Consider the following 16,612-nt stretch of genomic DNA (forward strand, 5'->3'; position numbering starts at 1 on the left):
ATAATGGAGGCGAACCCACTTGGATTTGTTGGATAAGGATGGACTTACGGAACGCGTATTTTTGGAGCAGTACAGGGCAGGGGATTACGATCGGCCTTCGGTGGCGGTAGATATGGTAATTTTCACCGTGATAGATACAGAGGCGGATAGCTATCGCAAACTGCCAGAAAAGGAGTTGCGGATCTTGCTCATTCGCCGTGGAGCTCACCCCTTTCTGGGGAAATGGGCGCTACCTGGCGGCTTTGTCCGGCAGAATGAGACGACTGAGCAGGCAGCAGTAAGGGAACTTGGCGAGGAAACCGGCGTGGAAGACGTTTATTTGGAGCAGCTGTATACGTTTAGTGATATGGGGCGTGACCCACGAACGTGGGTGATTAGCTGCAGCTATATGGCTCTGATCAACAGTGACAAGATGGAGCTTAAGGCGGGAGATGACGCCGCTGACGCCGCCTGGTTCAAGGTATCCTATAAGCCGCTGCGGGAGCAAAAAGAGCTGATTGAGGACGGATACATCAAGAGGCTGGAGTGCGAACTCAAACTAAGCAGTGAAGATATAGAACTTTCGGCGATCGTGGCGAGGACTATGACAGCGAAGTCTACATCGACCGGCACGGATTATGAGATCGTATCGAATGACGGATTGGCTTTCGACCATGCGAAAATCATAGCATGCGCTATTGAGCGATTGCGGGGAAAAGTGAATTATACCGATATTGCACTGCACTTAATGCCGAAGTTTTTTACCCTAACGGAACTGCAGCAGGTTTATGAGGTAGTTATGGATAAAGAGCTGTTGAAGGCGGCCTTCCGGCGTAAAGTGGCTGATCTTGTGGCGGAAACCGATCATTACACCGAAAATGCGGGGCATAGGCCTTCCCGCTTGTATCGGAGAAATTTGGAGGATTAACGATGATTTACAATATCGATGAGTTAAGAAAAGCATATAACGAGGGGAAAAAGTTCAAATTCGTGTTTTTTTGGGGACATACAGCGCCTAAGAACGGGAGCATCGACAAAAGCTGCTTCAGCCAATGGTGGATGTGCCCGTTTACGGTAGAGGGAACGCAGTACTCCTGTGCTGAGCAGTTTATGATGGCCGAGAAGGCAAGGTTGTTCAGTGATGACGAAATACTGGATTTCATCCTTAAAGCTAAACATCCAAAGGAGATGAAGGCTTTTGGACGTGCAGTCCGAAACTTTGACAAAGATATTTGGGATAAGGAATGTTACGGGATTGTCAAAAGAGCCAGCTTGGCCAAATTTTCACAAAATCCGAAGCTTACCGATTATCTCAACTCGACGAAGAACCGTATCCTAGTCGAAGCTAGCCCGCAGGACTGTATATGGGGGATCGGCATGGGCCAGTCCAATCCAGATGCAGAGAATCCCGTGAAATGGCGAGGCAGAAATCTGCTGGGGTTCGCACTAACGGAAGCGCGAGACGAGTTGCTTCGACGTTAGATTTTTACAAGGGCGAGCAGAGATGGCGCTTGAATTCACTTCCAAAATAATTCATATTTCCTGGTTATTATTGAGTGATGTACATTTCGGATATTAAAAAAATGTATGAGATCATTAACCGTCCCGTCATCTACAGAAAATGTCGATCATTATTGAAAATAAGCAGCTTATGCTTGTGGAAGTCATAATTACTAGCGGAGCGGACCGAATCCGTAAACTTGTTATAATTGTTAAATGAAGTCCCGGCAAATATTGCAAAAGCTTCACTCCTGCTTGATTATTATCCCCGCGTAAGTTTCTCAGAAGGAATAAATAAGCAAATTCAATGGCAACGAGGTTTTTCTCCATGACTCGCCTTTCAGTGGTCGCGTATCAAGTCTTATAAAGCTAATAGGGGGTGTATACAACTCCGGAAGATAATAAAAATGGAAACTCATCATCTTGCTGGTATAAACAAATCAATCTTTTTAATTATAAAAAACACTGGTCCAAGGATGCAGTGTTTTTTTACTATGGAATTTTCTTACTTTCATCTATACTGTTCTCGAAAGAGCTCGCGGATTTCTGTAATGTTCTACGGAGTGTAAAACGACCGGCTCAATCAGTATCAGGTTGTTATTAGAATGCAAGGCGAAGCCGCTATTGAAGCTCTTGGTTATTTACCTGATTGGTTAATCTGTCTGATAGTGAACTCATTTTAGAAAGAGGGATGTTACTTGAAAAGAAAGATATTATACATTGAAGATAATGAGAAAATAGGCAGCTATCTAAAAGAAGAGTTGGAACAGCGAGGATTTTCGGTTCAGTGGCTGCTTTCTGGTGATGGAGCCGAAAAAGAAGTGAATCAGTATGGAATCGTTATTTTGGATATCATGTTACCCGGTTTGGACGGATTTACTGTGGGGAAACGATTAAAAAAGGCAGCTCCTGCTGTACCTATTTTGCTGTTAACAGCTCGAACATCGATAGATGATAAGGTAGAAGGTTTACAATTTGCCGATGACTATTTAACGAAACCATTCCATACGGATGAATTAGTTGCAAGATTAGAAGTACTAATCCGTCGAAGTGGCGGAACACATTCCGAACGCATTTCATTAGGAAATTATATTGAAGTAGATTCAGAAGTCCAAATGGTATTTGACAAACGCACAGGAGAAGAAATTATATTAACAGGGAAGCAACATCATATTTTAATGTACTTCTTACGCCACCCTAATCAAGTTTTACCAAAAGAACAAATCTATGAAGCCATCTGGGAAGAAACATATATAACTGGTGATAAAACACTAATGGTACATATCCATCGACTGCGTCAAAAGCTGGAACGTCATCCAAATTCCCCAGAGATTATTGAAACGTTGAAGGGAATAGGCTATCGGGTGAAACTATGAAACAGACTAAATCATTATTTCGTCATTTTCTAAAAGGACATTTTCTATTTATCTTTTTGCCTCCAATTATACTTATTTTCTTATCTGCTTTCATTGAATCTCCTATTAATGGTGAAGAGCTGAAAGCGTTAAATCTATTTTACGTTGTACTACTTTTGTTTGGTTTTATTATTGTCGCATTTGTTGTAATATCTTGGATTTTCTTCTTAAGACTTCGTAAACGCCTTACCCACTTACAGGAAGTCATGTCATTTTCAGCTAATATTAATTCATTTCCTAAACCAATATTTGTTCAAAGTGATCGTATGGATGAAATAGACCAGTTAGGGAGTTCTTTTAATTGGATGATTCAGCAGCTTGAAGACAGTCGCAAGCGAGAACATGAAGAGGAATTGTTACGACATCGACTCATAGCGAATTTATCTCACGACTTACGAACGCCACTTACCATTTTGCGAGGACATGTCACCCGATTAAATAAAGAATCAATGAGTCAAGAAGGACAAAACTCATTAACAGAGATAAATCATACGATTACAAGAGTGGGGGATCTAATGGATGATTTACTTTCCTATACATTGCTTACATCAGGGAAACATCCTTTTAAGCCCACTTCAACAGATATTGGACGTTTAGTAAGAGCATCTGTTGCTGCGTGGTATCCTGTATTTGAAGAAAAAGAAATCCAGATCGAGGTTGATTTACCGACAGATGAGACTTTTTATTGGGAAGCAGATCCTAAATGGATGACACGGGTTCTGGATAATTTATTTCAGAATATTCTTCGTCATGCAGCAGAGGGGAAATATGTAAATATTGTGGTTGATGTAGAAAAAGAACAAATCATTGTTGCAGACAGAGGTCCAGGTATGAATAACTCTTCCTATGAACGTGGAGTGGGAATTGGTTTATCGACTTCGAATTATATGTTGAAAAAAATGAAGCTGAAAGCTGATTTTATATCAAATGAAGATGGGACAAGAGTAGCTATTGGTAGAACTTAACCTAAAGTTAACCCAGAAGTAAACAGCAGGATAACCGAGATGTAACTTTGCTTATTTATAATTAGAACCATAACAGAAAGGAAGTGTTATGGTTGATTACAATTAATAACTTAGTCAAACGTCGTGGAACTGGGGAAATCTTATCAGGTATCAGTTTTAAAGCTAGACCAGGTAGAGTAACTGGTTTTTTAGGTCCAAATGGCGCAGGTAAAAGTTCTACACTTCGCATCCTGCTTGGATTAGATCGCGCCACCTCAGGGAGTGCACTAATCAATGGAAAACCATTCGCAGAATTACATAATCCTCTAGCAACAGTAGGTGCCGCGCTTGATGGATTCGGAGCTCATCGTATGCGAACAGGACGGGCACACTTGCGTTGGATTGCTCGTGCCGCAGGATTGTCTAACTCACGTGTCGAGGAAGTTTTGGAAATAGTAGGACTAACTAATGCAGCCGGGAAAAGAGTTGGGAAGTATTCTCTTGGTATGGGGAGAAGACTGGGAATAGCAGCTGCGCTACTTGGTGATCCAAAAATATTGATTTTAGATGAACCCGTAAATGGGCTCGACCCAGAAGGAATTCGGTGGATTCGGACATTTTTACGTGAACGTGCTGAATCTGGAAATACGGTGTTATTATCCAGTCATCTAATGGGAGAGCTTGCAGAGACGGTTGATGACGTGGTGATTATTAAGCATGGAACAATCGTTGCAGATGGAACATTGGAAGAAGTAATAGGTAACCATTCCACACTGGAGGAAGCCTTTTTTGCCCTGACATCTGATAATGCAGGTGATGTTGTATGAGAGCATTTAATGCGGAACTATCTAAATTATTCTCCTTACCGGGTATTTGGCTTGCTTTTCTCATTGGAGCGTTTGCACCAGCGTTTATTGCTGCCTTGGACAGCATAGCAGAAAAAGAGGAGATTATAGCTGGAGTTAGCACACGGCTATCAGAAGTTGGCTATATCGGATTAGTTATGGGTGTGCAAGGTGTCATTATTCTTGGTGTGCTTGCTGTCAGCAGTGAGTATTTGACAGAGAGCAGTGAATCTGGTGGAGGACAACAGATTACAACAAGTTTAACGGTTGTTTCATCCCGATTTCATTTTTTGCTGGCAAAAGCAGGCGCTGTGGCAGTGATCAGCGTACTGCTTTGTATTGTTGCTATTATGACAACTGTGTCAGCAACGCATCTTATTCTTGGTGAATATGCCCCTGCATTTGAATGGTCTAGACTTATCGGTGCAGTTTGTTACTGGACATTCACTGCTCTTTTAGCACTTGGGATTACTATGCTAACCAAAAATGGCATCATCCCGCTTGCTGTACTTATAATAAATTCATCCGTTGTGTCCTTTAGTGTCCTGCTTTATAGGGTTACAAAGTTGGCGTTTTACTTACCGGATAGGGCTGGCGCAGAAATGTTTATGTTTACAAGCGACACGTTCACAGGCAGTTTATTAGACAGATATCACACACCCTTCACAGGCGGTTTAGTCATGTTTGCCTGGGTAGTCGTTATTTTCATTGCTGCAGCTGTTGTATTCCATAGGAGGGATGTTGCAGCATGAGTGTCTCATCTAGTAGAAAATTAACACAAATCCTTGGTGCTGAACTGGAGAAATTAGTTACATTACCATTGATATGGCTCACTCTTATGATTACATTTATTCTTAATTTGGCTTTAGCTGCAGCTTTTACTTCTGCTGGTCTACAAGGTACAGCAGGAACGCAAAGTATACTGAATATAGGACTTGCTTCTATGGGATATCTTCAAGCAGGGTTCATTATTCTTGGTATCTTAGCTACTTGTTCGGAGTATACTGGTGGACAAATTCGAACTACTTTAACTACGATACCTTGGCGTGGGTTTCATTTATCCACGAAGCATTTGGCATTGGCGATTATAACCTTTCCTGTGGCGTTTATTATTGCTGCATCAGGTGTACTCTATACTTTTATTATGATGAGAGACACAGCAGTAGTGATTGAAATAGACACAATGATAACAACATTAGTAGGTGCAACAGGCTATCTAACATTAACCACACTTCTCAGTGCAGCTATAGGTGCTTTATTAAGACGAACCACTCCTGCTTTAGTGGTACTGCTTGGTTATTATTTCATTGTCAGTCCATTAACGAGAGTTTTTCTACCTACTATTAAAAATTATTTAAATTATTTTCCGGATACGGCAGGAGCTTATATGTATATGCCGTCTTCCTCTGATGAAATTAGTGTCCTTACACCAATGCAAGGGACAGGTATTTCAATGTTATGGACACTGAGCTTTATTACAGTAGCTATTGTATTTTATCGTAAACGAGATGCCTAATTTTAGGTTTTATCATTTTGGAAAAATAAGGAAGTGAATTTGCCCCTCTGGATAAGGATTGGCTTAAAGCGATTTATGAAGAGCGAAAGCGAAGAATTAAGTCAGGGAGGACCAAAATGAAACTAAGTCAGCGGATAAGATAAAAGCAGCTTTACATGAAGAAAATAAAGATACTTATGCAATCTTTGCTGACTGGAAGGCTGAATATATTACTGATTTCACAACAGATTTAGCTGAAATGGACAATCTGGAGACAACGACTGAAGGGCGTTCCAACATGAACAATCCTATGTATTATGTTTCTGATTATTACGAATGTTAAAAATGTTGATTTTACAACGATCTGAGAACAGCCGCATACAACAGCTGAGCGGACTGGAGCCAGTACCGATAATTTGATTGCCTGGGTTAACGAGTGTTGAAATAATTAATATACTTAACTCTAACACAAATATCCTTTAACCAAACGGGTTAAGGGATTTGTGTTCATTAGTTCTAGGAACAGGAAAAATAATCTTCTTATAAAATCTTACACACCATCCTAAGAAAAAAATTACTACAAATGTTGGATTTTTTATAACCAAAGAATCGTTGAGCTAACAGGACACGATAGCTCAATAATGAAAGGGCTGCAGTGAGGTAGCCCTTTGTTCAACTAACGGGCAGGCTAGCGTAAACAAAATGAGCAAACGTATTAAACATACGTAGTTAATTACATTTCGGGATTAGCGCAATGCTTTTCGGCAGCTTCATTTGGTTAACGAGGGTAGTTTAAGGAAATGTAAATATTTACTTGAGAACTAGTGTTCGGTATAATAAACTTAATTCCATTACAAAAAGGAGATGTTGGATATGTATAAACACATTAAAGATTTTGCCGCAACTTGGCAGAATGAAACGGAAGCAACAATGCGGACACTGGAGGTGCTGACCGACGAGTCTCTTGGCCAACAGATAACAAGCGATCATAGAACGCTTGGACGTGTTGCATGGCACCTTGTACAGACGTTGCACGAAATGCCATCTCGGACGGGACTGTCTTTCGAAGGACCGGGTGAAGATATGCCGGTGCCAGCTTCGGCAGCAGACATCGCGTCAGTCTATAAGAGGACCTCACAAGCGCTCCTTGATGCTATACAGTCCAGTTGGAAAGATGAGAATCTGCTTATCATGAGCGATATGTATGGTGATCAATGGCCAAACGGCTTAATGCTGGATATTCTCGTAAAGCATGAGATTCATCATCGTGGTCAGATGACAGTCCTGATGCGTCAGGCAGGCCTTCGTGTGCCGGATCTTTACGGCCCGACAAAAGAGCAGTGGGCCGAGTACGGAGCGCTACCTCCAGTAATTTAGAGTAAGATTATATCCGCTTTCGCCCTTTGGCTACAGTGGGATTTATAAGTATTTTATCATTGGATTGAAAATGGTGGCTTGAATCATAGACAAGAGGATACCATCGGACTGAAACTGTTGATCCTATTGAACTAACGGGGAACGTTAGTGGAATAGCGGTTGCTTCGGCAACCGTTTTTTATTTGTTCAACTAACGGGCAGTTTAGTGCAATAAAACTTGATCAATTGTGGTACCATTATTAAAATAACTTCTAAAAGTGGTGATATCATGAAATTTGTTTTGATATTTGGTCCGCAGGCAGTAGGTAAAATGACAGTGGGGCATGAACTGGAAATGATATCTGATTTGAAATTGTTCCATAACCATATGACGATAGAACTGCTGGCTCCTTATTTTGGCTTCAGTCGTGAAATGTGGGGATTATCGAATAAATTCCGTCAGGATATATTTGAAGCGACCGCCGCCAGTAATATGTATGGAATGATATAAAAAAAGAAAACTATTTGAGAATAAACAATACGAAAATCAACGCTCGTGAAGTTGCTGAAATCATAAAAAATACATTCGCTTTATAACAATTCTTGTTAAATTAACGGGAACGATAGTTCAATCAATACACGAAGGCAGCCGACCAAATGATCGGCTGCCTTTTCATTAAGCTAATGAGCAGTTTACAGTAACGAGACTGATACATTTTGGATTCAGAAAGCGTCTTTATACTGAAGCAGCAAAAGGAGGGGGGTTAGGTTAGGTTAGGCTAGCCAGGCAGGAAAGATTGGAACAAATGAAGATGAAAGCTTTCTCAAAGGAGACTTGAGATGAGATTGTTTGAATTATTGCTATATTTGTCAAACATCAGTTTGTTTGTATTAACAGTTGTATAAAAAAAAGGGCAGCGTATAATTCCAGTATGCGTTGCAAGCGGGATCGCCGCAGTTTTTCTGGTCATTCATTGGACGGTGGAAGGATACAGAGTTCAGCTGTTTTTCCCATATTGCATAACGGTCATTTTTTTAGCCATTTCAGGTTATAGTTATTTTAAAAAAAGCAGTTTCCAAAAAATCCCTCGATTCCTGTTAGGTTCAGCTTATACCGCTATAGCGATCATGCTGGTCGGAACAGCGGTCCTCATGTATGCTTTTCCTGTATTTAAACTCCCTGAACTGTCAGGCAAATTCAAGGTAGGAACGCAAACGTTTCATTTTGTGGATACCAATAGAGAAGAGATTTTTGATAAAGCAAGAGATGGTAAAAGAGAGTTAATGGTTCAGGTATGGTATCCGAGTCAAGCTGGAAGTGGCAAGCGAACTTCTTTTATTCCCGATACGCGGATTTTAAGTTATATGGCCGCGAACTATGGTCTTCCCGGGTTTACTTTTCAACACCTGAAGTACGTATCCAGTCATGCATATTCGGAGGCGGCAATCTCTACGGCACAGACTTCATACCCACTGATCCTTGCGAATCCCGGCAACGGTTCTTCCAGGCTCCTCCACACGTCGCAAGCCGAATCTCTCGCGAGTCACGGATATATCGTGGCAATGATCGACCACACCTACAACACATTTGCAACCGAGTTTCCGGACGGTCGAATCACGACCAGCACAACCAACGACTTATTCTCGCCTGACCATGATTATCGGACGGAAAGCAGAAATCGCGACAAGTTAGGGAAAGTTTTAACCGACGATGTGGTGTTTGTGCTGGACCAATTCGAGCTTATCCAATCGGGGCAGATTCCAAGTCATTTAAAAGGCTGGATTGATCTCGACCATGTCGGGGTGTTCGGTCATTCTATCGGCGGAGCAACGGCTTATGACGCTGCTTACGATCCGCGAATCGCGGTTGGCATAGACCTGGATGGAGGGCTTTATCGTCTGCGTGAAAGAGAGGGTCTGCGAAAACCGTTTTTGTTCCTCAACTCGGAAAGCTATTTCGAAAAATTAAAAATGGTGATGGATAACCGTGTCTACACGGATGCAGAAATTAACCGTATGGGCTCAACCAGAGAGTGGGAGGATCAAGTAACGGAAGATAAAAAGTTGGAGCTTGAACGGATGCGCAAAACGGTCGACGAAGGGGGTCAAGTCCTCTATATCGAAAATACGGAGCATTTAAATTTTACCGACGTACAGTTCATTTCTCCGATTTTCAAAATGCTGGGCATTACGGGAAAGATTGAGCCCAATAGAGCGGACTCCATTACCAATACCTATATGCTGAATTTCTTCGATATGTATCTGAAAAATCAAGACGGAATCTTAATGAAAGGACCAGATAGCCGCTTTCCGGAGGTGAAGTTCGTAACTTCACTATTTTAAATTACTGAACAGCCTACCGAAATTGATAACCCCCTTCATGTAGACAGGTTTTATATAAACCGTTACTGAGGGGGAGTTTTTATTTTGTCCAAGAGGATTAAGTTCGTTTTATGTGCAAAAGAGGGTTCTTCTAAGTTGCGATTATATCCGCCTTTATAGTCGGAATCGTTTCAGGTTTTGGAGGCGCTGGAGGCGCTTTTATTCTGATTCCGGTCATACTCACTCTGCTCCACATTCCAGCACGGACGACCATTGCTTCCTCACTGGCGATAGTCTTTATTTCAGCCATTGGCGGAGTGGTTGGTAAAATTTCGGGAGGAACTATACCTTTATGGCCGACACTATTTACAGTCATTGGCAGCTTGATCAATGCGCCATTGGGATCAAAAATCAGCGCTAAAATAAATGTAAAGGTACTGAGATATGCTTTAATCATGGATCTTTTAGGTGTATATTTAATTGTTTTGCTCTATACTATACCTATCCAGGTATAGTATATATGAGGAGATGACAGTTATGGATTACAATTATCCAAATGAGATCAAAACCCGTTTGCGCAGAATCGAAGGACAGATTCGCGGCGTACTGCGGTTAATGGAAGAAGGCAAGTCTTGTAAAGAGGTCGTTTCACAGTTGTCCGCGGTTCGTAACGCTTCCGACAGAGCGCTTGCTCAAATTGTGGCGGAGAATTTGCAGCAGTGTATTTTAGAAGAACAAGCCAACGGTAATCCCGATCCAGGTAAAATGGTCAAAGAAGCCGTGGAATTACTTGTAAAAAGCAGATAAACACGGGAAGACTAAAGATAATCAAACACCAGAAGGATGAATACAGCATGACTTTTAAAGAAATAAACTCTAGTGACTAGCCAAGCGTCTTAATCAAGGGGAGTCGTTCTCGATGCTCGATGTTCGTGAACTCGAAGAATGAGAGGAAGGCCATGTTGCAGGTGCTAAGCATATTCCGCTCGGTGAACTGACTTTGAGACTGAACGAACTTGACCCTGCACGTGAGACAATCGTGATCTGCCGCAGCGGTAATCGCAGCGGAATGGCTTGTGAGCTTTTAAACGCTAAGGGATATAAAGTTATTAATATGACCGGCGGTCTCCTTGCATGGGCTGACAAATTGGTTCGTGAATAAATAATAACAATCACCAGCAATGAGCAAATACAGAACCCCGTGCCCAGCGCGAGGCTCTGTTTTTAAGCATTTCATTTTGTAGAACAGCGAGCCATTTATCCATGAAGCAGCTCGTCAGCTTGCCGAGCTGCTTCCTCTGGCTGAAATCGATACCCTGCCCGGTCAGGATCATTCGGCGGTTGTAATGGCTCCGGATGTCCTGGGTAGAAAATTATCGATCGCGAGCTGTAATAACCACAAGAAGATAAATGGAAGGGGATCCGCTCAGACGGAAACTCCGGTAATACTTAATTTGTTTGGATTTCAATCATTTTTTTGCCTTTCTCATGACCTACTATGTTAGATTATTCTAAGTGAGTATAGTTCATGTTCTGATTCTCCTTGTGTAGGTATGAGGTGATAACCTTCAATCTACACGAATCAGTCATGGGCTATTATTTTTGATCAAAATCAGCTTTCTCACTTCATATTACAATCCTTCACATACAATAAATGATATATATTACATACATTATCATGTTTTATATTATATACATTAATAGTTATTTTTATTAATATATGAGAGGAGGTTGAATGTAAACGTCAAACAAGTGGCGATGTGTGAATCATTGAACCTCTTAAATATGAAAATAGACAGGAGTAACATTGATGATTGGTCAAATTAACCCAGAAACTAAAAATGAAACCGCTATCAATAAATCTTATTCGCAAATGTACAGATGGGTTCTATCGTATTTAAGCTCATACCGTATTACGTTTACCCTGACTGTATTGTTGGGAATCATTATTGCAATCATTGAGCTATTATTACCAAAATCCCTACAGATCTTCATTGATAAGGTGTTGCCTGTACGAAATCCGCATTTTATTATCTACGCTATCTTCAGCTTGGTGATATTGGTCTTCGTCAGCATTCTTCTATCATATAAAAAAAATACCATGGAAAGAAGCATGCAAGAGTATATTGCAAGAGATATTCAGTACAGTGTCTATCAAAAAATAAAGGGCATGGGATTTTCTTATTTTGAGGAACATCCGGTTGGAGAAAGTATAGGTTTATTACAGACGGAGGTAGATTCCCTTCAAAAATACTACAGGGAGCTGCTCCCAAAATACATACGTACTGGACTGTTCAGCGCCGTTTCGATCTTCTTAATGAGCACGATGAGTGTTCGCCTTACACTTATTCTTATCCCAACGATTCTTATTTACCATTTGTTCGGTTCCAAATTGGATCAGAAAGTATCCGATTACGGGAAACAGTGGGGAGACCAGAGGGTTCATTTGTATCAGACCGTTTATGAGACATTGTCTTCTCAGTTGGAACTCAAGATTAATTCAGCTGAACTGTGGGGCAACCGTCGGAGTGAATCTGCGGTTCTCCTGCATAACCAAACATTGCTACGCTCATTTTCTTACCAAAACCTCCGGACGTCACTCCGACGCTTAGCACAATATGCCGGAGCTATCGGAACTATGCTCTATGCCGTTTACCTTCATAACTCCAACATCTTGACCGTAGGTGAAATTTCTGCTTTTTTGCTTTACTTTTTTATAGCTATGCAGAATATGACCTCCTTTATTGTTTTGACATCCGAACAGCGAACCATGCTGAAGCAAATCGAACGTTTATATTCTCTTCATCAGCTGGAACCTGAAATTTCAGAGGACAAGAGTCCCACTGTGATCGAACAAGTTGCAGGGAATGTAACATTTCACAATGTTGGTTTTGCGTATAAAGGTAAAGCCGACGTGTTACAAGAGATTTCAATGGACATTAAAGCCGGGCAACGAGTTGCTATTATTGGTCCTAGCGGAGAAGGAAAATCTACCTTATTGAAATTGATTCCTCGGTTTTATGACGTTAAAGAAGGCTCAATTACCATTGATCAGGTCGACATCAAAAGGTGGCCACTTTGGAAGCTGCGAGAAGAGGTGGGTATTATTTTTCAAGAAACTTACCTGTTCGGCTCGACGATCAAAGAGAATATATTGGTCGGAAAACCTCAAGCTAGTGACGAGGAGGTGGTAACTGCTGCAAAAGCGGCTGCTGCCCACAATTTTATCATGAGCTTGCCGCAAGGCTATGACACCCTGGTAAAGGAAAGAGGAGTCATACTCTCAGGAGGGCAAAAACAAAGAATATCCCTTGCCCGTTTATTTTTAAAAAGCCCTTCGATTTTGCTGATGGATGAAGCCACTGCCGCTTTGGATAATATTAATGAAGTAGAAGTAACGGATGCCATAGGGCGCTTGATGAAGAACCGAACCATGATTACAGTTGCCCATCGAATCTCAACGATTAAAGATTATGATGTTATTGTTTATCTAAGGGGCGGAAAGATCGTTGAATCAGGAACCTATCAAGAATTGATAGATGCGTGTGGTGAATTCTTCCAACTTGTTAAGGGGCAGGGGGACATGGCATGAAATACTTCAAATGGACATGGGCATATCTAAAGCGGCAGAAGCTATTGTTGGTCCTAATACTGATTCTAACCGTTATCCAGATCATCACTCAGTTTGGGGGAAATTTTTACCAAAAGCAGTTAATTGACGATGTAATTGTTAAGGGAGATATGAATCTCCTCCGTTCAACAATCTTGATTATCGGTGCGTGCTATATTCTGCATGCCTCATTGACATTTCTAAGTCCCTACGTATCCCTTCAAAATTATTCTAGACTTCGTCTGGACATGTCTCGATGGCTCCTGCGTTATATCAATCAGGTGTCAATCCTGAGAATCCAACGAGAACGTATTAATGATATGGTGAGTTTGTTTTTATGGCAACTTCATCTGGTTCCATTCGCTTTATCAGATCGTCTCTGGAATTTTATTCAAAATTTGACGTTAAGCCTTGCATTGATTATTTTCATTGCCTGGGTTAGCCCCAAAATGCTATTCATCTGTATTCTTACTGCGATTATTTATGTATGGCTGGGATACTTATATGGAATTAAAACAAAAGAAGCCCGGAAGAAGGTTTGGGATGCCCGTTATAAATTAGGGGTCTGTTTGGAAGAGGGGGTATCTGCTACCAGAGAAATTACAGCCTATAATCTGGATGAATGGGACTCGTCACGATACAATAGCCTATTTAAAGAATACTACGATCATAGCATGCAAGAAGTCCGGACTAATAATAAAAAGCTCATATGGAGTAAGGGACTGGAATGGGTCACGTTACTCTTCATATTTTTCTATGGCGCTTATATGGTCTATAATGGCCAAATGTCGATAGGTGTCTTTGTAGTCACTTATATTTTTGGAACGCAATATTTATCAACGGTCCTTGCTTTATTCGATTCGGGAACCGATATAATAGGTCATTTAACGCATGTGGAACGAATTATGAAATTTACCGAACAACCCATTGAGAAATCGGGGGAGCGGCGTCTTAAAAGCGGTGTACAAACAATATATCTTGATAAGATTACATTCCGCTATCCGGAACAGGAATCAGATGCTTTGCACGAGATTGAGTGCGAATTGCCTATAGGGAAGACCATCGGAATCGTCGGCGGAAGCGGATCCGGAAAATCAACCCTGGCTGGTATCCTCTTCGGGCTGCATGACCCTGGGGAAGGCAACGTTCTTGTAAACGGTATTCCTCTGAAAGAATGGGATTATGATGATTGGAAAATGAATACGGCCATCGTACTTCAAGAGCCCTATCTGTTCCATGACACCCTCCGCCAAAACCTGCTAATGGGGCAAGAAATAAGTGATGAAGCCATTATGCGGGTGCTAAAAATAGTTCAACTGGAATCTTTTATCCACTCTCTATTGAATGGGCTCGATACTATTATTGGTGAGAGAGGGATTACACTCTCAGGTGGACAGCGCCAAAGAGTGGCTCTAGCTAGGGCATTGCTGAGACCTTCAGAAGTCTTAATTCTGGACGAAGCGACATCCGCTTTGGATTTGGAAACGGAAAGAAAATTTCAAGCTGCATTGAGACAAGAAAGGCTCGGAAAAACCACAGTCATTGTTGCACATCGTTTATCCACGATTCGAGATGCCGATCTTATATTGGTTATGGATAATGGGCATGTGGTCGAACAAGGTGGACATAGTGTGTTAATGGCTTTGGGGGGATATTATCGGAAGCTTGTGGACACTCAAGAGAATATCTATCAAGATTAATGCCAAGTCGACAGATAAAAATATGTTAAGCGCATTAAACTATCGCCTCATAGATCGAGTCAAACAGCGCTACATTTAGTTAACTAAGGTTGGACATCAACCGAAAGAAAAAGATCGAAGGGTTATTGACAGGAAGATATTGTTAACTATAAGCTTGAATAAATATTATCAAAACGCAAAGATTGGGAGTATTAAGGGATATACCTGTTGCTCAGAGAACTTTCGGGAGGTGTGAGACAGTGTACAGGTTCCTCAACTCACCCATGAGTGATAAGACTGAATATTATTAAGTCTTATCGGCTAACCCCGTTATCGGGTCCAAAGATGATTCGTTTTATTCAAGCACGAATCAAGAAGAGTGGTACCGCGCTTGGTAAAACCTAACGCCTCTTTGTAGGCAATAGGTTTTTTTCTTTGGATTTTAAATTGAGAATAAGGGAGCGTATACTAAAATGATGTCTTCAAATGATTGTTTTATATGCCGCAAACATAATGGTGAACTTAAAGTGAATGGTGGGTGCATTTATGAAGATGAATTTGTGTATGTGGGACACATTGGATCTAATGAACCTTTGATTTATTTGGGTTACCTTATAGTAGATTTAAAGCGGCATGCAGCTGGCTATGGTGATATGAACGATGATGAAGCACGTGCTATTGGCTTTATTTTAAATAAGTTAGGTAGAGGATTAAGAGACTCAGAAAACGCTGAACATGTATATAGCTTTGTACAAGGTGATGCTTTTCCTCATTTTCATATTCACCTTATCCCAAGGTACCCTGGCACACCCAAAGAATTATGGCATCCAACAAATATCAGAAACTATAAAGAAGTACATGGTACAGTTAATCAAGTAGAAGAAGTCTGTTCCCGATTGAGAGGTGTTCTTCAACGTGAAATCGAATAGTTTAACAGATTTAAACTGGATTGGTTCTGAACAAGCATATCTCAATTGGCCATCAGTAGAGAAATTTCAACACATAACTATCGGTAGGTATGGTGGAAACATTGAGAGTGGAGCACATAAAAATGAGGATGGTTTATTAGTTTGGCAAAGCATTTCATGGGAGTTTGTAACATTAATTGATGCACATAACTCTTGTGATAGTGCAGAATTGATTATTGCCACGCTAAAGGAAGTAGAAAATTCGATTAAAGAGATTCTCGATTCAAAAATCGATGTTTTTTTTGATCAGATTTAAATATTACTACTCCAAATATTTAAATCGGATAGGTTTATTGATAAATGTCGTTCCTTAAAATAGTGAAGCATCTTGCTTAATCTGTATTCGAAAAGAGAACGTTCTATGGTGCTTTTCCGTTGGTGATTGTCAGTTGTTTCTAATTCATGATGATTTAGAAAAATGGGGTCAAGTGAGTTTAAACCAAAGAAATTTTCAAAGATACTGCGCTTAATTCTATTAATAAATTAATGAATTCTGCTG

The 16,612-nt window shown here is 40.9% G+C and carries 13 protein-coding genes, 4 pseudogenes and 1 other annotated feature; all 17 genes and pseudogenes read left to right on the forward strand.

The features are described 5' to 3' along the window. Positions 1–19: 19 nt before the first annotated feature. The 17 genes and pseudogenes from R50345_RS15385 (at position 20) to R50345_RS30320 (ending at position 16,369) form a co-directional block, all read left to right on the forward strand. On the forward strand, positions 20–907 hold the full coding sequence (locus R50345_RS15385; protein WP_042127932.1) for an NUDIX hydrolase: 888 nt from the start codon (positions 20–22) through the stop codon (positions 905–907). Between the two features lie 2 nt (positions 908–909). After that, positions 910–1,461 carry a riboflavin biosynthesis intermediates N-glycosidase gene (locus tag R50345_RS15390; RefSeq protein WP_042127934.1) on the forward strand — a complete coding sequence of 184 codons (552 nt, stop codon included), beginning with the start codon at positions 910–912 and terminating at the stop codon, positions 1,459–1,461. Positions 1,462–2,177: 716 nt separating this feature from the next. Beyond that, the gene (locus tag R50345_RS15395; protein WP_042127936.1) at positions 2,178–2,855 is read left to right on the forward strand and encodes a response regulator transcription factor; all 678 of its coding nucleotides are present in this window, start codon (positions 2,178–2,180) and stop codon (positions 2,853–2,855) included. After that, positions 2,852–3,859 carry a HAMP domain-containing sensor histidine kinase gene (locus R50345_RS15400; RefSeq protein ID WP_042127938.1) on the forward strand — a complete coding sequence of 336 codons (1,008 nt, stop codon included), beginning with the start codon at positions 2,852–2,854 and terminating at the stop codon, positions 3,857–3,859. The genes R50345_RS15395 and R50345_RS15400 overlap by 4 nt, the downstream gene beginning before the upstream one ends. Before the next feature lie 83 nt (positions 3,860–3,942). Further along, on the forward strand, positions 3,943–4,665 hold the full coding sequence (locus R50345_RS15405; RefSeq protein WP_442950193.1) for an ABC transporter ATP-binding protein: 723 nt from the start codon (positions 3,943–3,945) through the stop codon (positions 4,663–4,665). Next, the gene (locus R50345_RS15410; protein ID WP_042127943.1) at positions 4,662–5,435 is read left to right on the forward strand and encodes an ABC transporter permease; all 774 of its coding nucleotides are present in this window, start codon (positions 4,662–4,664) and stop codon (positions 5,433–5,435) included. The genes R50345_RS15405 and R50345_RS15410 overlap by 4 nt, the downstream gene beginning before the upstream one ends. Next, positions 5,432–6,199, forward strand: a complete 768-nt coding sequence (locus R50345_RS15415; RefSeq protein WP_042127945.1) for an ABC transporter permease — start codon at positions 5,432–5,434, stop codon at positions 6,197–6,199. The genes R50345_RS15410 and R50345_RS15415 overlap by 4 nt, the downstream gene beginning before the upstream one ends. A gap of 852 nt (positions 6,200–7,051) precedes the next feature. Continuing rightward, positions 7,052–7,555: a DinB family protein gene (locus R50345_RS15420; RefSeq protein ID WP_042127947.1), complete on the forward strand. Its 504-nt coding sequence runs from the start codon at positions 7,052–7,054 to the stop codon at positions 7,553–7,555. Between the two features lie 268 nt (positions 7,556–7,823). Then, a pseudogene (locus tag R50345_RS15425) lies at positions 7,824–8,042 on the forward strand (shikimate kinase); the annotation flags it as partial. Positions 8,043–8,374: 332 nt separating this feature from the next. Then, positions 8,375–9,877 (forward strand): annotated as a pseudogene (locus R50345_RS15430) (alpha/beta hydrolase family protein). 134 nt (positions 9,878–10,011) lie between these two features. After that, positions 10,012–10,371: pseudogene (locus tag R50345_RS30835) on the forward strand (TSUP family transporter); the annotation flags it as partial. A gap of 22 nt (positions 10,372–10,393) precedes the next feature. Further along, positions 10,394–10,663, forward strand: coding sequence for a metal-sensitive transcriptional regulator (locus R50345_RS15440; protein WP_042127950.1), 270 nt, complete (start codon positions 10,394–10,396; stop codon positions 10,661–10,663). A gap of 157 nt (positions 10,664–10,820) precedes the next feature. Next, positions 10,821–11,018 (forward strand): annotated as a pseudogene (locus R50345_RS15445) (rhodanese-like domain-containing protein); the annotation flags it as partial. Positions 11,019–11,666: 648 nt separating this feature from the next. After that, positions 11,667–13,448: an ABC transporter ATP-binding protein gene (locus R50345_RS15450; RefSeq protein WP_042127952.1), complete on the forward strand. Its 1,782-nt coding sequence runs from the start codon at positions 11,667–11,669 to the stop codon at positions 13,446–13,448. After that, on the forward strand, positions 13,445–15,166 hold the full coding sequence (locus R50345_RS30315; protein WP_052414612.1) for an ABC transporter ATP-binding protein: 1,722 nt from the start codon (positions 13,445–13,447) through the stop codon (positions 15,164–15,166). Before R50345_RS15450 ends, R50345_RS30315 begins: the two co-directional genes overlap by 4 nt. A gap of 169 nt (positions 15,167–15,335) precedes the next feature. Beyond that, positions 15,336–15,560: a binding site (T-box leader), on the forward strand. A 58-nt stretch (positions 15,561–15,618) separates the two neighbouring features. Continuing rightward, positions 15,619–16,074, forward strand: a complete 456-nt coding sequence (locus R50345_RS15460; protein WP_052414613.1) for an HIT family protein — start codon at positions 15,619–15,621, stop codon at positions 16,072–16,074. After that, positions 16,061–16,369: a hypothetical protein gene (locus tag R50345_RS30320; protein ID WP_052414614.1), complete on the forward strand. Its 309-nt coding sequence runs from the start codon at positions 16,061–16,063 to the stop codon at positions 16,367–16,369. Before R50345_RS15460 ends, R50345_RS30320 begins: the two co-directional genes overlap by 14 nt. Positions 16,370–16,612 lie beyond the last annotated feature (243 nt).

It is taken from the genome of Paenibacillus sp. FSL R5-0345, from assembly GCF_000758585.1.
Taxonomy (GTDB): domain Bacteria; phylum Bacillota; class Bacilli; order Paenibacillales; family Paenibacillaceae; genus Paenibacillus_AQ.